The following is a 17,849-nucleotide window of genomic DNA, read 5'->3' as shown; positions in this document are numbered from 1 at the left end:
TTCATCGATATTCGAAGATCGACCGGAATATGCCCGGCGCGATCACCGACAGCGGGTTGACGTCGAGCACCGGCTTGTTGGCATTGCCCCTGAGCCGATAGGTGACGCCGATCAGGCCTCGGTCGCGGCCGTTGCCCAGCAGCGCGCCAACGATGGGCAATTCGCCGAAGATGCGGTTGAGGCCATAGACCGGCATGAAGGTGCCGGTCATGTCCATATTGTTGTTCTGGTCGTAGAGGATGCCCTGGAACGTCGTGCCGATGCGCGGACCGCGCAGCACGCCATTGGCCAGCTTCAGATAGCCGCTGCCTTTCTCGATCTCGGCATAACCGCGTTCGAACTTGACCCGCGACGTGTCGAGATTGCCCTTGACCGCCTGGTTGAGGCTGCGGTTGTCGCCGGCCGGCGTGGTCGAGACGATGGAGGCGAGCTTCGGTTCGTTGACGATGAAGAAGTTGCTGGTGTCGACCTTGCCCTTCATCGGCCCGTCGCCGGCCCCGGTCAGCGCCAGCATGATCGAGCCGCCTTCCATATGCTCGTAGACGTTCAGGAACCTCAATATCGCGCCGGCGTCCGCTGACTTCACGTTGAGCGAGCGCCGGCCGTCGCCGGTTGTGTTGCTGATGGTGATGGCCGCGCCCGAACTTGCCGTGGCGCTGACCTTCAGCCCGTTCACCCTTGAGCCGGCCGCGCTGTAGTCGAGCTTCAAATTGGACAATTGCTCGTCATGGAAGCCTGTGAGCTGCTCGACGTCGGCGCTGACGGAAATGTTGTCTGTTCCGGTCGTCTTGGTCGCGGTGTCCACATCGGATGTGAACTGCTTGATGAGCGAACGGGCGTCGAGCGCGTTGCCATTGATGTCGACGGCGTAGCCCTTGCCTGACCGTTTCACCGAAATCGCGACATCGTCACCCCGGTTCAAGGTGACCTTGCCGAACTTGGCCGACGACAGGGCGCCGTTGATCAGCACGATGCTGCCGTCGATCGAGAATGTTTTGCCGTCGAGGCTGAAATCGGACAGTGTCGTGGTGTCCCCGGCCTTGGTCATGACGAAGGTGACGTTAGCGGGAACCCCTGCCCCCTTGCTCCAGCCGGCCCAGGGAATGTCCAGCCTGGCATTGGTCAGGTCGGCCGACACGTTCTGGTTGCCATCGCCGCTCTTGTCGATCGCGACCTTCACCGTTCCGCCAAGCAGCGGCGTCAGGCCTGGCATGGCCGCGGCACGGACCTTGTCGTCGAGCACCATGGCCACCTTGCGGCTGCGCGCCGGCCCGTTGTCCGCCAACGGCTCGATCAGGTCGAGTTCGGCAGGAATGCCGTTGAGCGCTGCCTTGGCGGAGATCACCGCTTTTTCGGGATCGACGGTGATCGAGCCGTCGGCATCCGTCACGGTCTGGCCCTCGAACGGCTTGGCCAGCGACAGGCCGGTGTAGTCGAGCGACACCAGCCAGTCGAGTTTCGAGGTATCGACGCCGGACTGCAGCGGAATGTCCGCCCGGACATGGCCGGTGACGCTGCCGGACAGGTCCTCAGGTAGGAAGCCGACATGGCGCATGGCGTTGATCGGCTCGTAGGAGGCGAGTTCGGCGACAGCCGGCGCTTCGCCCTCCACATCGATGTCGAGGGCGCCGATGACCGGCGGGCGGTTCGCCGCCTTGACCGCCAGCGTACCGTTGCTGGCCGCCACGGTGCGGCCACTGGGCATGTAAACGGTGCCCGAGGAGAGCGAAATGTCGACGTCATTGCCGTGGAAGGCGACGACGCCGACGGCGTCGCGTATCGGCGGAATACGGCCGGCCGTATCAAAACGCGAGCCTTCGATCTGGAAGCGGCCGAACACCTCCTCGGCCGAAAGCGGCACGCCGTTGCCGAGGCGATCCGGCACGACCTGGAACTGGAGGTCGGCGTCGACGACGCGGCCGCCGAACAGATTATCCAGCACCCACAACCGCGCATTGCGCGCCGAGAACCATGGCCACAGCTGCTTGACGTGCGAGACCGGCATGTCATGGACGTTGAGCGCCAGATTGACCCCGGGGGCCTTGCCGTCAACGAACGCCACGGCCGCGGTGCCGAGCACCTCGCCTGAGGCAGCGGACCGAACGGCGATCTGCTCGGCCACCAATTTATGGCTCTTGGTCTGATAGACGCCGGCAATGCGGGCGAGGAAGGTCAGCGCGGGCTCGGGCGATTCCGATGGCGCCAGGGTCGACCCGTCGCTGGTCAGGTCATAGCGATAGGAGGGTTCCTCGCCCGCCGCCCCTGTCGCCGGCTTTGGCCCTATCGAGCCGCCGAAATTGAAAGAAGACCGGCCGGTTTTCAGCAGCAGCCTGTCGACCTGGATCTTGTTGCTGCCGTGGACAAGCGTCGCGTCGACATCGACATCGGCCGGGAGCAAGCCGCGCGTGCCAAGATCGAGCACCGACCCGGCGGACGACAGAGAGGCCGTCAGCCGTGATTCATTGGTGCCGGACCCTTCAGCTCCTGTCAGCTTCAACGCGATCGCGCCCAGCTTCCCGGCGCCGGCAGCGGTTTCGTCGGCAGATACCAGATCGACGCTCGCATTCAGCGCCGTCACGCGATGCGCAGCGACATCTCGGGTGGCGGAGGCGGCAACCGTTACCTTTCTGCCGTCGACATCCGCCTCCGAGGAAAACTCCACAGCGCCCGGCCCCGATTGTAAGACGGTGGCGTCGGCGATCTTGACCAACTTGATCGCCCCCGCGTCGGGCAGCAGGAATTCGACATTGGTGAGATCGATCCGGCGCATCGAATCTTCCCGTACGGCGTCGAGCGCGCGATGTATGTTGCCGAACAGCGCGTCGGACAGTCTCTCCGGATCAACGAGGCCGTCCTCGTTGCGCAATTGCGCTGTCCAGTCGCCGCCGGACGGCATCGCCGCCACAACGATGTGTGCGTCCGATATCCTGGCGCTGGTCAGCCGCACCTCTCCCCAAAGAAGCGGGATCAGGCGCATGCCGAAGCGGACGCGACCAGCGTCCGCCATAGGTTTGTCGTCTGATGTCCTCAGGCTGACGTCGCTGACCTGGAGCGCGACGAAGCTCGAACTGTCGAGCGTGATGCGCGCCGGCCCGACCGCCACATTAACATCGACACCGGCGAGTTTCTCGATGGCGGTCTCCGCTTCCGCCCGAAGCCGCTCGGAGCCGACCCCGGATGCCCCGACCAGATAGACAACGACCGCGGCCAGCACCATGAACGCGACCATGCCGGCGAACACGCGCGAAAGGATGCGGAAGCCGCGGCCGATCGACGCCTGGCCGAGTGGTGGAACGCGGCACGCGGACGGCAAAGCCCCCAGGTCGGTGATCTCGTCACGCCTGAACCGGATCTTCTCGTGCTGCGGTTGCTCCTGATCCACGCAATCTTCCGTTGTACAAATTCGCTCGTGGACGAATCCCCGGTCGACACTATATCGGTGTGGCGTCGCGCGTAACCTCAAACAAGGGCATCGATATGGCTGACCTCGACGTGGGCGATCTTGCGCCGCAATTCGATCTGCCGCGGGACGGCGGCGGCTCGCTCAGCCTGACCGCGTCGGCCGGCAAACCCGTGGTGCTCTACTTCTATCCACAGGACGACACAACAAGCTGCACCCAGGAAGCGATCAGCTTTTCGCAGCTGAAACCGGAATTCGAGAAGGCAGGCGCCGTCGTGATCGGTCTGTCACCCGACAACGTCAAGAAGCACGACAAGTTCAAATCGAAATACAACCTCACCGTCGACCTCGCCGCCGACGAGGAGCGCAAGGTGATCGAGGCCTACCATCTGTGGGTCGAGAAATCGATGTATGGCCGCAAATATATGGGCGTCGAGCGAGCGACGTTCCTGATCGGCCGTGACGGGCGGATTGCCAGGATTTGGCGCAAGGTCCGGGTCAAGGGCCATGCCGAGGAAGTGCTGGAAGCAGTTCGCGCGCTTTGAGCGTCAAAGCCCAGGACGCTATCGACAATTCCGGTCGCGCGGGAATGGGCTTACTCGTCCGACGTTTGCGCTTTCGGCTGCGGCTGTGCCCGCCAGGATTCCGTGACATGGACCACACGATCAGCCAGCGCGGCGAGATGACCGCGCAGACCGCGCGCGCCGATCATCGACGACAGCCTGGCTGATTGCGTGGCGAAGCGCCGCTTGAAATCCTCGCCGCCGCAGAGAAAATCGACTTTGGCAAGGCCATGGTCGAGCGACCACTGGATATAGTCCATCATCAGCACCATGCCCGGCGAGGCGCGCTCATATTCGGGATCATAGGTGGTGACGAAAGCCATCATCGTGCCGTGCTGCTCGAAATTGATCGAGACGGCGATGATCGTGTCGTCGAGTTCCAGCACGAAGATGCGCAACAGCCCGAGCTCGGCCAGCACCGAAACCAGCGCGGCGAGAACGGGCGAGCCCTCGTCGAACAGGTCGGAGGCACGGCCATGCCGGGCGAGCCAGAGGCGCTTCAGCACCGCGACCCGTGCGAGCACCGGCTCGCGCGGGTCGTCCGCACCCAGCAGGCGGAAACGCACCGCCCCACCTTCCTCCATGAATTTGCGGCCGCGACGGTAGTTCTGCCGGGCCTTCTTGGACAGCGTCTCGAACCATTCCGCCCCACTTTGCCAGGGGCCGACGACACGGTAGCTGATTTCACTGCGGTGGTTGGGTCGAAGGTGCGAGGCCGGATCCAGCAGGCCTCGGACACCGGCATCCGGCAGCAGCCGGTTGAGATAGACGAGGTCGAAGCCGCCCTGATCAAAAACATGCTGCCAGAGGCGGGAGATCACATGCGGATCGCTGTCGGGCGCAACCAGCGCGTCACCATAGTCGCTGTGATCTTTCGCTGCCCATTCGAGCATGCGGATGCCGGAGCGCTTGAAGGTAGCGAGCGCGATCACGCCGTCGAGCCGATCGCCATTCCAGGCAAGCCCGATCCTGAGCGTGCGCCGCTGCTGATGCGGGGTGGTGCGCCACCAGGCCGCGATCCAGTCCGGGTGCTGGAAGACAAGCCCGCCGGCGCGCTGCCAGAGCGCGGCCCAGGCCGGTGCGATCTCGGCCAGACGCGCCGCTGATGTCACGACTTCGAAGGTGCGTGTCCGCGGGATCGCGAGCACGAAGGGAGCGTTCATGGCCGCGTCCCCTCTTCCGATGACTGTACGGTCCGTGGTTTTGCAGGCCGGATGCGCTTGGCAATATGCCCCCACATCCGCTTCAGCGGCATCACATAAAGGCCCGCGAGGGACTGGTAGTCGCGCACATTGCGGTCGACCAGTCCGAACTTGAAGTCCTCGTCAGGTTTCGGCACGCACAATGTTCCGAAGAGTCGGTCCCAGAACGAGAAGAGCAGGCCGAAATTCTTGTCGTAGTGGCGCGGATCGGTGCTGTGATGCAGTTGGTGCCAATGCGGACACAGGATCACATTGTTGAGCGGGCCGAACGAAATCTTGAAATGGGTGTGCCTGACGAAATCCATCATCAGGATGTTGCGCATGACATAGACGTTGACGCCAAAGACGGTCAGTTCGACAAGGTTCAGTGAAATCAGCGACCAGATGCCGAAGCAGACGCCGACGATGAGGCCATCCCAGGCGCGATTCATCAGTTCGTCGAGCGGGTGGACCCGGTCCTTGGTGATCCCGACCATCACCTCGGCCGAGTGATGCACCTTGTGCAATTCCCAGAGCACCGGATAGCGGTGCTGGGCGACGTGATAGAGATAATAGGAAATATCGTAGGCAAGCAGCATGGTGATGGTGAAGATCAGCACCGTCACCGGGCCTGCCGGTCCCTGGACCAGCGGCGGCTGGAACTGGACGAGTGTCGAAAACAGCCAGTTGGTTGCGTAGCCCACCGCCGAGACGAAGACTATTCCGGCGGGCAGCATCAGGAAGGGCATCAGGGCTTTTTTCGTGACCCAGAACAGCAGGTCGGCCCTCGCCGAGGGATGGGTGATGACCTCGTGCGGGATGACGAACTCGAAGAACTCCTTCCAGCTCTTCTCCTCGACCGTGCGCCAATAGGCGACGAGCGCGCTGACAAAAGCAGTCAACAGCAGAAGCCCGGTCGCCAGCAAACTGGTGCCCGAGATCTTGTCGAGGATCTTGCCAACCAGATCGCCCAGCATTCCTGCCGCCATAGTGAATCCCAAACCCCGGTACCGCTTCTAATCGAAAACCGTCAATTAAAAGCGATCGAAGACAGTTAAGGAAACCTAGACCTTGATCGCGACCGACAGGCCGCTCTGCTGGCAGCCGATTGGCGCTCATCGCCAATGATTTCGCGGCATTACGCACGCTTCTTTGGCCATTTTCATACAACCCTCTGCGCGCGCCGCATGCATTCGGCGCCAGGCGATCGATCAGGCAAGCCTTTGTTAACCCTAATAATGTGTAATCAAGCTGTCGTGGTGTCGTAAACGAAAGCTTGGTCCCGTGAACGCAACCGGTCAGTCCGCAGTCTTCGGCAGGCGCAAGGAACCCCACACGGTCATCATAGCCCGCGGCAACGAGATCAGGCATTTCACGATCCGGCCCTGGCTCGCGGCATTCATCGGCTCGGCACTCGCCGCCATTGCCATCGGCTACCTCCTGGCCACCTCCTATCTCGTGCTGCGCGACGACCTGATCGGCGCCACCACCGCGCGCCAGGCGCGCATGCAGCAGGCCTACGAAGACCGCATCTCGGCGCTTCGCGCCCAGGTCGACCGCATCACCAGCCGCCAGTTGCTCGACCAGCAATTGATGGAAAACAAGGTCAGCGAACTGATTGAACGCCAGACGCAGCTCAGCCAGCGCCACGGCCGTCTCGGACCATTGCTCGAGCGCGCCGAGAACGAGGTGGGAGCAGCGCCCGCCGAGGATCCGGCCGCGGCCGCCAAACCGGACAAGCACGCCGAGGTGACCGGCAGCATCAGCCAGCCCGCGCGGAATTATGCGGTCGCGAGCCTGGGTGCCGACCTGGGTGCTGCCGATACCAGGCCGTTCTCCTTGTGGTCGACCCGCACCGATCCGCTGCCCAGCGATACAGCCGCTGATCGTGCCGACAAGCTGTTCGTCTCGATCAACCAGTCGCTGAAATCCATCGAAAACGAACAGCTCACCCGCATCAGCACGCTTGCAGACAATGCCTACAAGAGCGCCGATGCCATCCAGCAGGCGCTGCAGGCGGCCGGACTGCCGGTCGACAGCGATTTCGGCAAGAACGAAAGCGATGTCGGCGGTCCGCTGATCCCGCTCGACAGTTCGATGATCTTCGACAGCAAGGTCAAGGAACTGGACGAAGCTCTGGATACGCTCGACCAGCTGAAGAAGGAAGCGCGCCAGCTGCCGCTTGCCAACCCCGCCCCCGGCCACTCCGTCACCAGCCCGTTCGGCGTGCGCACCGATCCCATCCTCGGCACCGCGGCACTGCATTCGGGCATGGATTTCAGGGCGCCCATCGGCATGGCGGCCAAGGTCACGGCGCCCGGCATCGTTACCAAGGCCGGCTGGAACGGTGGCTATGGCCGCATGGTGGAGGTCGACCACGGCAACGGCTTTGCGACCCGCTACGGGCATCTCAGCGAAATCGACGTGACCGTGGGCGAGAAGCTGGACGCCGGCGCCATCGTCGGCAAGACCGGTAGCAGCGGCCGCTCGACCGGCCCGCATCTGCACTATGAGGTGCGCCACAATGGCGAAGCGATCGATCCCTTGCGCTTCCTCACCGTCGGCAGGAAGGTCGCCCAGTATCTCTGAGGCGCCAGTCCTGACCTGATTGGCACTCAATACCTCTCGAATAGACCTTCCCGCTTCGATTTCGAGGTGAGTGATCGCCATCCGTGCGGCTTTCGGCCGCCTGTTTCGCCTCTTTTGCCTCCCAGCAGACGTATCATCCCCACGCGCCGGCAAGGCGACTAGTCCACGGCCTTCGGCCCTGTCGGTGTTGACACAATTCAAGTTGTAGGATGATATGTATAACCATATACCACAACATCAACGCCGACCCGACAATGACCATCCACGGCATCTCGCCTGACGTTCTCACCGCCCTGGAGCATGTGCTGGGGCAGAGCGGCGTGGCTGCCGATTCGGCCGACATGGCGAAATACCTCGTGGACTGGTCTGGCGATCATCATGGCGGCGCGCTTGCCGTGCTGAAGCCCGCGTCGGTCGCCGAGGTTCAGGCCGCGGTCCGGCTGTGCGGCACGCTGGGGCTGGCGATGATCCCGCAAGGCGGGAACACCGGACTTGTGGCAGGTGCGATCGACATCGGCACAGCCCGAGGCGCGGTGGTGATCAGCCTGGAGCGGCTGAACAGGATCCGCCTTGTCGATGCCGACAATTTCATCCTACAGGCCGATGCCGGCTGCATCCTGCAGCACATCAAGAACGCCGCCGACGAGCAGGACTGCCTGTTTCCGCTGTCGCTCGGCGCGCAAGGCAGCTGCCAGATCGGCGGCAACGCCGCCAGCAATGCCGGCGGCGTCAACGTCTTGCGCTACGGTATGGCCCGCGACCTCATCGTCGGCCTGGAAGCTGTGCTGCCGGACGGCGCGTTGTGGAACGGCTTTTCTGGCCTGCGCAAGGACAATCGCGGCTATGACCTGAAGCAGCTCTTCATCGGCGCCGAGGGCACGCTGGGCATCATCACCGGTGTCGAGATGAAGCTCTTTCCAAAACCCGGCCGCGTCGAGACCGCCTATCTGGGGCTCCCCTCATTCGAAGCGGCGATATCGCTGTTCAGGCGCGCCCGACGCCAATGCTGCGACCTGATATCCGCCTTCGAGATCATCGGCGCGGAATGCATGGAGCTTGCGCGCCTCGCCGACCCGAACATCGTGGCACCGGTCGCCGCGCCGGTCCATGTGCTGATCGAATTGTCGTCGAGTGCCGCGATCGATTTGCGCGCCCTGCTGGTGGATTTCCTTGCCGGCACGATGGCAGAAGACCTCGTCACCGACGCCGCCCTGGCCGAGAGCGGCGCGCAGGCCAGAGCATTCTGGGCCATTCGCGAGGGGTTGGTCGAGGGCCAAGCCAAGCGCGGCTACCATGTGCGCACCGACCTCTCGGTGCGCATCTCCGACATCCCCACGCTCATCGCCCAGGCCCGCCAGTTTATCGAACTGCAGCATCCGGGCTGGATTTCCCAGGCCTACGGCCACGCGGGCGACGGCAACATCCATTTCAACGTCCTGCCGCCGCTCGACCTTGCCGAGCCCGCCGCCCGCGCCACGGGCGCCACCATCACCACTGGCCTATACGACATCGTCAACGCCCTCGGCGGCTCGATCAGCGCCGAGCATGGCATCGGACGCACCCGCCAGCGTGTCTATTGGGCGGGAATGTCAGCAGTCCAGCGTCGGCTCGTCAGCACACTCAAAGATGCCCTCGATCCGGGCGGGCTGATGAACCCCGGCTGCCTCTTTCCCGCGACGGAGACTTCTTCATGAAACAAAGACTGGCCGCCATCGGCACTGTCGAGGCGCTGCCGCACCGGGTCGCGGCGTTCCTCAGCCGCGAGATCGAGTCCGGCGATCTCAATCCGGGCAGCCTGCTGCCGACGGAGCAGCAACTTTCGGAGAAATTCGGCGTCAGCCGCAACGTCGTGCGCGAGGCGATCGCGCAGTTGCGCGCCGACGGCATGGTCGAGGCACGGCAAGGCATCGGCTCCTTCGTCCTGGCGCCGGAACAGCGCGCGGCAATCCGCATCGACCGCGAGACACTGAAGGAGGGGCAGAACATGGAGCGGCTGTTCGAGCTGCGCTGCATCCTCGAGGCGGAATCGGCGGCACTTGCGGCCGAACGGCGCGAGCAGGAGCATCTCGACGCGATCAAGGGCGCGCTCGACCGGATGAGCGGCGAGGAGCGCTGGGAAGACGGCAGCATCGACGCCGATCTGCTGTTTCATCGCGAAATCGCCCGCGCGACCGGCAACAGCTACATCCACACCTTCATTTCCTTCGTCTGCGAACAAATCCGCCGCTCGATCTATTACGCGCGGCAGACCAATCCCTTGCACGATCTGGTGGAGGTCAATGTCGGCGAGCATGTGCGCATCTACGAGGCGTTGGTCGCCGGCGATCCGGCAGCAGCCGAAGCCGCGATGCGCGCGCATATTATCGGCGCTGCCAACCGTGTCGGCGTCAAGCTGCCTTCTGCCCGCGGCGAACGCACCGGCGGAGGGAAATGAGCATGGCTGTCGCAAGCATTACCCGCATTTCCGACGTCTGCCTTCTCGTCGAGGATATCGAGCGGACGGTGGCGTTCTATGTCGACAAGCTCGGCTTTCGCTTGCGCCGCCGCGCCGAAGGTTTCGCCGACTTCCATGGCGAAGGCGTGACGCTGGCCGCCTGGGAAATCGACCACATCAGCCAGCATGCCGGCGTCTCCAAACTGCGGTCGCCGCGCCATGCGCACAAGGTCTGCGTCGCCGTCCAACTCGGCGCGCCCGACGAGATCGATCGACTGCATGCCGAGCTGACGGCAAAGGGCGTGCCGTTTTATGGGCCGCCCGAAAACTATGTCTGGAACGCGCGCTGCGCCTACTTCACCGACCCGGACGACACGCTTTGGGAACTCTACGCCTGGCTCGACGGCGGCCCCGGCGACTACCACGACGAACAGCCGTAGACCACCCGCGCCAAGGGAACGGCGCGCAATGAAGAGACGAGACAGTCTTGCAACAGGAGCGAAAAATGAATGGGAATCACGACATGAACCGCCGCGGCTTCATGAAATCCGGCCTGGCGGCCGTTGCCATGGCATCGGGCGGCATGCAGCTGGTGCTGACTCCGGGCGCGAAGGCCGCCGGCAAGGTCGTCATCCAGTATGACTGGCTGATGTCCAACGGACAGATCGGCGACATCGTCGCCGTCGCCAATGGCTACTTCAAGGATGCCGGGCTCGACGTGGAATTCAGCCCGGGCGGCCCGAACGCCTCGACCGTGCCGCCGGTGATATCGGGCGCGGCACAGCTTGGCCAATTCTCCGAAACGCCCCAACTGTTTGCGGCGCGTGCCAGCGGCGTGCCGGTGAAGATCATCGCTTGCGGATTCCGCACCGGCCCCTACGCGCTCACCTCAAAGGCCTCGAATCCGATCAAGGGCGTGGCCGATCTCAAGGGCAAGAAGATCGGCATCCAGCCGACGGCGCGTTTCGTCATGGACGAGATCCTCGCCAAGAACGGCATGAGCGCATCCGACCTCACCGTCATCAATGTCGGCTTCGACAAGGGACCGCTGGTGCGCGGCGATGTCGACGCCATTGGCGGCTGGATCACCAACACGCAGGCGCTCAGCGTCGTCGGCGACGACCGCATCGATCTTCTGGTGCGCGATCTCGGCTTGAATTCCTATGCCGATGTCTATCTCGCCACAGACGCGGCGATCGAAAAGGATCCGGACACGCTGGCCAAGTTCATCGGCGCGGTCGCCAAGGGCTGGGGCTGGGTGCACGCCAACCCGCAGGAGGCGGTGAAGAAGATGGTCGCCGCCTATCCCGAAATGGACCTCGGCTGGGAAGAGAAGACAGTTAACCTCGTGCTGAGGCTCTCGTTCGACGGCGCGACGGCAAAGGACGGCTGGGGCACGTTCGACCTCGCCTCCATCGAAGAGCAGCTGGCGCTGCTCGACAAGGTCGGCCAGTACCCGAACGGGCGCCCCAAGGCCGCCGACGTCTACACCACCAAGATCCTCGAACTTTCGGCTGCCGACCGGCCGAAGCTCGACGCGCCCGCCGCCTGATGGCGAACGCGATCGAAGCCAGCCGGCTGGACGTCGGCTATGGCGGCCGCCAGACGGCCGTCAAGGTGCTCTCCGGCCTCGACCTCAGCGTCGAGGCCGGCTCCTTCCTGTCGATCCTCGGACCGTCCGGCTGCGGCAAGTCGACCTTGCTCAGAGTGGTCGCCGACCTGCTCGACCCGCTCGGCGGCACGATCAGCGTGCTCGGCGACACGCCGCATGCGGTGCGCTCGCGCCGCGATGTCGGCTTTGTCTTCCAGGACTCGACGCTGCTGCCCTGGCGCACGGTGCGCGACAATGTGCGCCTGCCGCTTGGCGTCGGGCAAGGCAGCCTGACGCGCAAGATCGAGGATCGCAGCGAAGAATTGTTAGAGCTGATGGGGCTTGCCGGCTTTGGCGAACGCCTGCCGCACCAGCTGTCCGGCGGCCAGCGCCAGCGTGTGGCGATCGCCAGGGCGCTGCTTGGCCAGCCGAAGCTGCTGCTCATGGACGAACCGTTCGGGGCGCTGGACGAAATCACCCGCGACCGGCTCAACGACGAGCTTCTCAACCTGTGGCGGCGCACGGGAACGACGATCCTGTTCGTCACCCATTCGATCGCCGAAGCCGCCTATCTCGGCGAGCGTGTCATTGTCCTCGCCGCCAATCCGGGGCGGCTGGTCAAGGATCTGGACATGCGGCCGCTCAAGCAGGACGGCAACCGTTGTAAGCGCGAAGACCCGGCAATCGTCGCCGCCATGGCGGAGCTGCGGGCCGCGCTGGAGCAGGCATCATGAGGCCGGCGCCGCTGTCGCCGCAATTGGCGATAGCCCTGCCCGTTCTTGGCGCTGCGTCGCTGCTGCTCGCCTGGCAGTATCTGCTGCCGCTTCTCGGCGTCCCGGCCTATATCGTGCCGACGCCGACAGCCATATCAGGCGTCTTCCAGAAAAATTTCGCGCTGCTCATGGACAATTTGAGGCCGACGCTGATCGAGGCGCTGGCCGGCTTTGTCATCGGCAATCTGGCCGCCGTGCTGCTGGCGGTCCTGTTCGTGCGCAACCGCATCCTGCAGGCCACCTATTTTCCGATCGTGCTGTTTTTCAACACCATTCCGATCCTGGCACTGTCGCCGATCATCATCCTCATCTTCGGGCTCGGCATGACGCCGAAGATCGTTATCGCCGCGGTGATCTGCTTCTTCCCGACGCTGGTGAACATGATCCGCGGCCTGGATTCGGCCAGCGACAATGAGCACGAACTGTTCCGGGTGCTGTCGGCGACACGTTCGGAGATTTTCTGGAGCCTGCGCCTGCCCCGCGCACTGCCGATGCTGTTCTCGTCGCTCAGGATCGCCTCGGCGACGGCGGTGATCGGGGCCATCGTCGGCGAATGGATCGGCTCGGACAAGGGCCTAGGCGCGCTGATTATCCAGGCGAGCTTCAATTACCAGTCGGACCGACTTTACGCGGCGATCGTGCTGTCATCTTGCCTGTCGATCGTGCTGTTCTGTGCCGTAGTGCTGGTCGAACGCCGGGTCATCAAATACTGAGCAGGCATCTAACCGGTTCGTGCAGGCTTGCACGAGCCGACTTTGGACCGCTTTGATCAGTCGGTATTTTCCGGCTGCGCCGACAGAAATCCGGTCGCCGCCGCAACCAGGGTGGCCGCGCCAACCTTCAAGGCGGCTTCGTCGACGCGAAATTTGGGATGGTGAAGCGGAAAGACCGATCCGACCGCCTCGTTGCGGATGCCGAGCCGGAAATAGACCGAAGGACGCCTCTCGCTGTAATAGCCAAAATCGTCGGCAATGGTCCATCCGGGCGTATCGAGAACATTGTCGGCGCCGATGCAGGCCTTGCCGCTGGCGGCAATCAGCTCGGCCATCTCGCCGTCATTGACCACACCCGGCTCGCCCTTGTGGATGGTGAGCTCCACATCGGCCCCGTGGCTCGCCGCCATGCCCTCCAGGATTTCGCGAACGCGCCGCCAGGCCCGCTCGCGGGTGGCGTCGCTGCCGCTGCGGATGGTGCCCTTCAAGGCGACCTTGCCGGCGACGACATTGTAGGCGCTGCCGCCATTGATGCCGGCGACGGAAATGACCAGCGGATCGTAAGGGTCGATCTCGCGCGAGACGATCTTCTGCAATTCGCCGACCATGGAACAGGCCACGGCGATAGCATCGATGCCCTCATAGGGCTTTGCCGCATGTGCCGCCTCGCCGATTACGACGGCGTCGAACGTATCGCATGCCAGCGTGTAGGGACCCGAACGGACCGCGATCTTGCCGGATGGCGTATACGGTCGACGTGAAGGCAGATCGCGGCGTCGACATCGTCGAGCAGCCCCTCCTCCACCACGCGTTTGCCGCCCGAGGGCGAATCCTCTTCTGCCGGCTGGAAGATCAGGCGGACGGTGCCACCAAAATCGGCTCTTGATCTATGCAGATGCGCGGCAACTGCGAAGCCCATCGATGCGTGGGCGTCGTGGCCGCAGGCATGCATCTCACCGGGATTGGCCGACGCATAGTCGACGCCGGACTCTTCTTCGATCGGCAAGGCATCGATGTCAGCGCGAATGGCAATCTTCCGGTTCGACGGCTTGCCGGTGCCGACTATGTCGACCGCGAGGCCAAAGCCGGCGACATCGCGAATGTCTGATATCCCCTCGCCGGCCAGCATCTGCCTGAGATAACGCTGCGTGTTGGCTTCGTGGTTCGACAGTTCCGGATTGCGGTGCAGATGCCGGCGGATCTCAATCATCTGGTCGAGAATTCCGGCATCGATAGCGACCGTGCCGGAACTTTCAGCACTGGCTGCCACGACGGCCCCCTTAGGATTTGACATGGATCTCTCGCGGGAACTTCGTCAGCGTTTCATGGCCGGTTTCGGTCACCAAAATGGTCTCGCTGACCTCGATGCCCCAACCGTCCATCCACATGCCGAGGATGGAGTGGACGACATTGCCGGGTTGAAGCACCGTCTTGTCGCCGGGTCTCAGGCTGATCGTGTGTTCACCCCAATCCGGCGGATAGGCGACGCCTATGGAATAGCCGATGCGCGATTCCTTCTTCAGTCCGTAACGCTGGATGACCTTGCGCCATGCAGCCTCGACCGCCTCGGCAGTCGTTCCCGGCCTCACCGCATCGAGCACCGCGTCCATGCCTTCGATCACCGCCTTTGCCGTGTCCGCAACCCGCGTCGGCGTCTTGCCGAGCTGCATCGTTCTTGCAAGCCCGGCGGCATAGCGGCGGCAGACACCGGCGAGCTCCAGTGCAATCGTCTCGTTGTCTCCAAACCGCCGGTCACTCCACATTATATGCGGGGCAGAAGCGTTCTCGCCGCCGAGGATGGTCGGCGGAAGGGCGGTGATATCGCCGGCAAAGTCCGGGCTGCCGGCGATCTGCGCCGCCTGGATGGAGGCGATGGCGTCGCATTCGCGCACCCCTGGCGCGATCACCTCGAAGGCCCGCGCGACGGCCGCTTCGGCCAGGGTCGACGCCTTGCGCAGATAGGCGATTTCGGGCGCCGATTTGACCGCGCGGATCCAGTTCACCAGCAGATCGGCGTCATGCCATTTCGCATTGGGGAGTCCGGCGACGAGCCGGGCATGGCCTTTCGGCGAGAAATAATAGGCTTCCAGCTCGATGCCGACATGCCTGTTTCCCCATCCCTTGGCGACGATCCAGCTCGCGATCCAGTCCATGGGGTGGCGATCGGCGCGTTGAACGTGATCCTCCGGGAAGCCAACGACATTCTCGGGCTTCATCCAAGCCGTGAGCAGCCCGCCAGCCGCATCCATGGCGCGGCCGATCCAGACCGGCTCGACCTCCTCCAAGGGAACCAGCACCACCTGCGGCGTGTAGAATGACCAGCCATCATAGCCGGTGATGTAGTGCTGGTTGGCAACGTCGTTGACGACAAGGAGTTCGAGACCGCGCTTCGCCATTTCGGCGCGGATCTTGCGAAGCCGCCGCTGGTACTCGTCGCGGGCAAACGGCAGTTCGATCATATTTGCTCCATGCATTTTTCGACGGTTGCGAACCTCGCCACCATTGAGGCGGTTTCGCTATGGCGGCAATCGGCCAAGGGCGGCAGGTGAACAGGTCCTAAGCCGGTGCGGCTTGCGGCTCTCTTGGGCGGGATGTTGCTCTCGTTTATTTTTGAATTCCATTTGACTGAATAAATCTTTGGTGCGAACCTTACGTCAATCGAGGACGCAAGGCATGGCATTGCGGGGGACCAATCAGGAGTTCGGGCGGCCGTACAACCGGCGCATCGTGCTTGAGTCCATCCGCCTGCATGGGCCGATCGCCCGCGGCGAGATCGCCAGCCGTGTCGGGCTTACCGTCCAGACCGTATCGACGATCGTTCGCGAACTGGAAGAACAGGGCTACATCCTCTCCCTGCGCGTGGAGCCCAAGGGGCGCGGCCTGCCGCCGGCGACGCTGCGGATCAATCCCGAGGGAGGCTATGCCGTCGGTATTCACATCACCCCGTTCGGCATCGATGCCGCCCTGATCAATCTGAGCGGCGACGTGATCGAGAGCACCTACCGCGAGGCCCCGAACGCGACGCCCGACCATGCCTTCGAGCTGATCGGTGCGATGGTGATTGAATTGACCGGATTGCGGGCCGGCGGTCGGGTGCTTGGGGTCGGCCTGGCCCTGCCCGGACCGTTCGGCGTCGAATCCATGAGTTTCGTCGGCCCGACCACCATGACTGGCTGGCAGGATGTGGCGCTGCGCGAGCGACTGGCGGCCTCGACCGGACTGCCTGCCTTCTTCGAAACCGACATGGCGGCCGCCGCCATGGGCGAGCGGCTCTACGGCCTCGGCGCCCAATTCTCCGACTATTACTACCTCTATTTCGGCGTCGGCCTTGGCGGCGTCATGGTTCATGACGGCATCGTGCAGCGCGGCGCCTGGGGGAATGCCGGCGAGGTCGGACACATCCCTGTCGTTCCTGGCGGCGAGGCCTGTCCCTGCGGGAACCGGGGTTGCCTCGAAAGATACCTCTCGCTCGAGGCGCTTCGGCGCTGGAACGGCACAGAGCCCGACTGGATCGCGGAAGTCGCGCCGATCTTTCACAATGCCGTCGCCGTCATCGAGAACCTGTTCGACCCCGAAACGGTCATCCTCGGCGGGCTGGCGTCCACCGACCTGCTGGAACGGCTGGCCGGTTCGACCGGCGGCCTGCACAACTCCGTCTCGGCGCGCAAGGACCGCATCGCGCCCCGGCTGATGGTCGCGCGCGGCGGGCAACATTCGGTGCTGCGCGGCGCCGCTGCCCTCGCGGTTTCCGGGGTCCTGTCGCCGCGCTTCGGCCAGATGTTCGCCGCCGAGCGCGAACGCGGCCGCGATCTTCTGACAGCCAAGGAGGTTGCGGCATGAGCGAACCGCTGCTGGTGCTCGACAACGTCACCAAGAACTATGGCGCGATCGAAGCGCTGAAGGGGATCAGCTTTTCCATCGGCAAGGGCGAGGTCGTGGCGTTGCTGGGCGACAACGGCGCCGGCAAATCCACGCTGGTCAAGATCATATCAGGCGGACTGGAGCCGACCTCGGGCCGCATGCTCTTCGAAGGCAAGGAGTTTCTCGCGAGGTCGCCGGCCGAGGCCAAGGCGGCGGGCATCGAAACCGTCTACCAGGACCTGTCGCTCTGCACCAATGTCGACGTGGTGGCGAATTTCTTCATGGGCCGTGAGATCACCAGGAAGGTGCTCGGCATTCCCGTGCTCGACGAGCGCGCCATGGAAGCCGTCGTCTCCAAGGCGCTGGCCAGCGCCGGTACCCGCATTCCGTCGCTGCGCACCAATGTCGAGCATCTCTCGGGCGGCCAGCGGCAAGCCATCGAGCTCAACCGCTTCGTGCACTGGGGCGGCAAGCTGGTGCTGCTCGACGAGCCGTTCGCGGCGCTGGGCGTCGAGCAGACGCGGCGCGGTCTCGACATGATCCGCCAGGTGGCGAGCCAGGGCATCGGCGTCGTCATCATCACCCACATCATGCAGCAGGCCTTTCAGGTCGCCGACCGGATCGTGGTGATCCGGCAAGGCGTCGTGGCCGGCGATGTGGCGCGCAACAAAACAAGTCCCGATGCGGTGATCAACATGATCACCGGGGAGACGCTTGCCGGTGCCGGACCGGCGGGCTGAGGGA

At 63.9% G+C, this 17,849-nt stretch carries 14 protein-coding genes and 1 pseudogene; 10 read left to right on the top strand and 5 right to left on the bottom strand.

Translation table 11 applies throughout. The features are described from left to right. Window position 1 precedes the first annotated feature (1 nt). Window positions 2-3,382: a DUF3971 domain-containing protein gene (locus ACLGL5_RS21405; RefSeq protein ID WP_069091975.1), complete on the bottom strand. Its 3,381-nt coding sequence runs from the start codon at window positions 3,380-3,382 to the stop codon at window positions 2-4. 95 nt (window positions 3,383-3,477) lie between these two features. On the opposite strand from ACLGL5_RS21405, the gene ACLGL5_RS21400 reads away from it, so the two are divergent. Next, window positions 3,478-3,945, top strand: coding sequence for a peroxiredoxin (locus tag ACLGL5_RS21400; RefSeq protein ID WP_038646379.1), 468 nt, complete (start codon window positions 3,478-3,480; stop codon window positions 3,943-3,945). Window positions 3,946-3,995: 50 nt separating this feature from the next. Here ACLGL5_RS21400 and ACLGL5_RS21395 read toward each other — a convergent pair whose 3' ends face one another. After that, window positions 3,996-5,126, bottom strand: a complete 1,131-nt coding sequence (locus tag ACLGL5_RS21395) for a GNAT family N-acetyltransferase (RefSeq protein WP_038646376.1) — start codon at window positions 5,124-5,126, stop codon at window positions 3,996-3,998. Next, window positions 5,123-6,121, bottom strand: coding sequence for a sterol desaturase family protein (locus ACLGL5_RS21390; RefSeq protein ID WP_069091974.1), 999 nt, complete (start codon window positions 6,119-6,121; stop codon window positions 5,123-5,125). Before ACLGL5_RS21390 ends, ACLGL5_RS21395 begins: the two co-directional genes overlap by 4 nt. A 307-nt stretch (window positions 6,122-6,428) precedes the next feature. Here ACLGL5_RS21390 and ACLGL5_RS21385 point away from each other — a divergent pair, with 307 nt between their 5' ends. The 7 genes from ACLGL5_RS21385 to ACLGL5_RS21355 all read left to right on the top strand — a co-directional run bounded on the left by ACLGL5_RS21385 (window position 6,429) and on the right by ACLGL5_RS21355 (window position 13,244). After that, complete coding sequence (locus ACLGL5_RS21385; protein WP_038646373.1) at window positions 6,429-7,733, top strand: M23 family metallopeptidase; 1,305 nt, start codon at window positions 6,429-6,431, stop codon at window positions 7,731-7,733. Window positions 7,734-7,987: 254 nt separating this feature from the next. Then, window positions 7,988-9,427: an FAD-binding oxidoreductase gene (locus ACLGL5_RS21380; RefSeq protein WP_069091973.1), complete on the top strand. Its 1,440-nt coding sequence runs from the start codon at window positions 7,988-7,990 to the stop codon at window positions 9,425-9,427. Continuing rightward, window positions 9,424-10,167 carry a FadR/GntR family transcriptional regulator gene (locus ACLGL5_RS21375; protein ID WP_038646368.1) on the top strand — a complete coding sequence of 248 codons (744 nt, stop codon included), beginning with the start codon at window positions 9,424-9,426 and terminating at the stop codon, window positions 10,165-10,167. The genes ACLGL5_RS21380 and ACLGL5_RS21375 overlap by 4 nt, the downstream gene beginning before the upstream one ends. Continuing rightward, entirely contained in the window at window positions 10,164-10,607 is a 444-nt protein-coding gene (locus ACLGL5_RS21370; RefSeq protein WP_019857737.1) for a VOC family protein, read from the top strand. The genes ACLGL5_RS21375 and ACLGL5_RS21370 overlap by 4 nt, the downstream gene beginning before the upstream one ends. An 83-nt stretch (window positions 10,608-10,690) precedes the next feature. Beyond that, window positions 10,691-11,719, top strand: coding sequence for an ABC transporter substrate-binding protein (locus ACLGL5_RS21365; RefSeq protein ID WP_069093393.1), 1,029 nt, complete (start codon window positions 10,691-10,693; stop codon window positions 11,717-11,719). After that, window positions 11,719-12,492 (top strand): ABC transporter ATP-binding protein, encoded by a 774-nt coding sequence (locus ACLGL5_RS21360; protein ID WP_069091972.1) that lies wholly within the window; start codon window positions 11,719-11,721, stop codon window positions 12,490-12,492. The genes ACLGL5_RS21365 and ACLGL5_RS21360 overlap by 1 nt, the downstream gene beginning before the upstream one ends. Continuing rightward, complete coding sequence (locus tag ACLGL5_RS21355; RefSeq protein ID WP_069091971.1) at window positions 12,489-13,244, top strand: ABC transporter permease; 756 nt, start codon at window positions 12,489-12,491, stop codon at window positions 13,242-13,244. Before ACLGL5_RS21360 ends, ACLGL5_RS21355 begins: the two co-directional genes overlap by 4 nt. A gap of 56 nt (window positions 13,245-13,300) precedes the next feature. Here ACLGL5_RS21355 and ACLGL5_RS21350 read toward each other — a convergent pair. Together ACLGL5_RS21350 and ACLGL5_RS21345 are read right to left on the bottom strand one after the other, a co-directional pair. Then, a pseudogene (locus ACLGL5_RS21350) lies at window positions 13,301-14,454 on the bottom strand (M20 metallopeptidase family protein). 70 nt (window positions 14,455-14,524) lie between these two features. Beyond that, window positions 14,525-15,703, bottom strand: a complete 1,179-nt coding sequence (locus tag ACLGL5_RS21345; protein ID WP_069091970.1) for a M24 family metallopeptidase — start codon at window positions 15,701-15,703, stop codon at window positions 14,525-14,527. Window positions 15,704-15,917: 214 nt separating this feature from the next. On the opposite strand from ACLGL5_RS21345, the gene ACLGL5_RS21340 reads away from it, so the two are divergent. Both ACLGL5_RS21340 and ACLGL5_RS21335 read left to right on the top strand, forming a co-directional pair. Beyond that, window positions 15,918-17,084 (top strand): ROK family transcriptional regulator, encoded by a 1,167-nt coding sequence (locus ACLGL5_RS21340; RefSeq protein ID WP_069091969.1) that lies wholly within the window; start codon window positions 15,918-15,920, stop codon window positions 17,082-17,084. Beyond that, complete coding sequence (locus ACLGL5_RS21335) at window positions 17,081-17,845, top strand: ATP-binding cassette domain-containing protein (protein ID WP_019857729.1); 765 nt, start codon at window positions 17,081-17,083, stop codon at window positions 17,843-17,845. Before ACLGL5_RS21340 ends, ACLGL5_RS21335 begins: the two co-directional genes overlap by 4 nt. Window positions 17,846-17,849 lie beyond the last annotated feature (4 nt).

It is taken from the genome of Mesorhizobium sp. U510 (genome assembly GCF_059180695.1).
The sequence above is the reverse complement of the archived record's forward strand: the minus strand, read 5'-3'. Positions and strand labels throughout refer to the sequence as shown.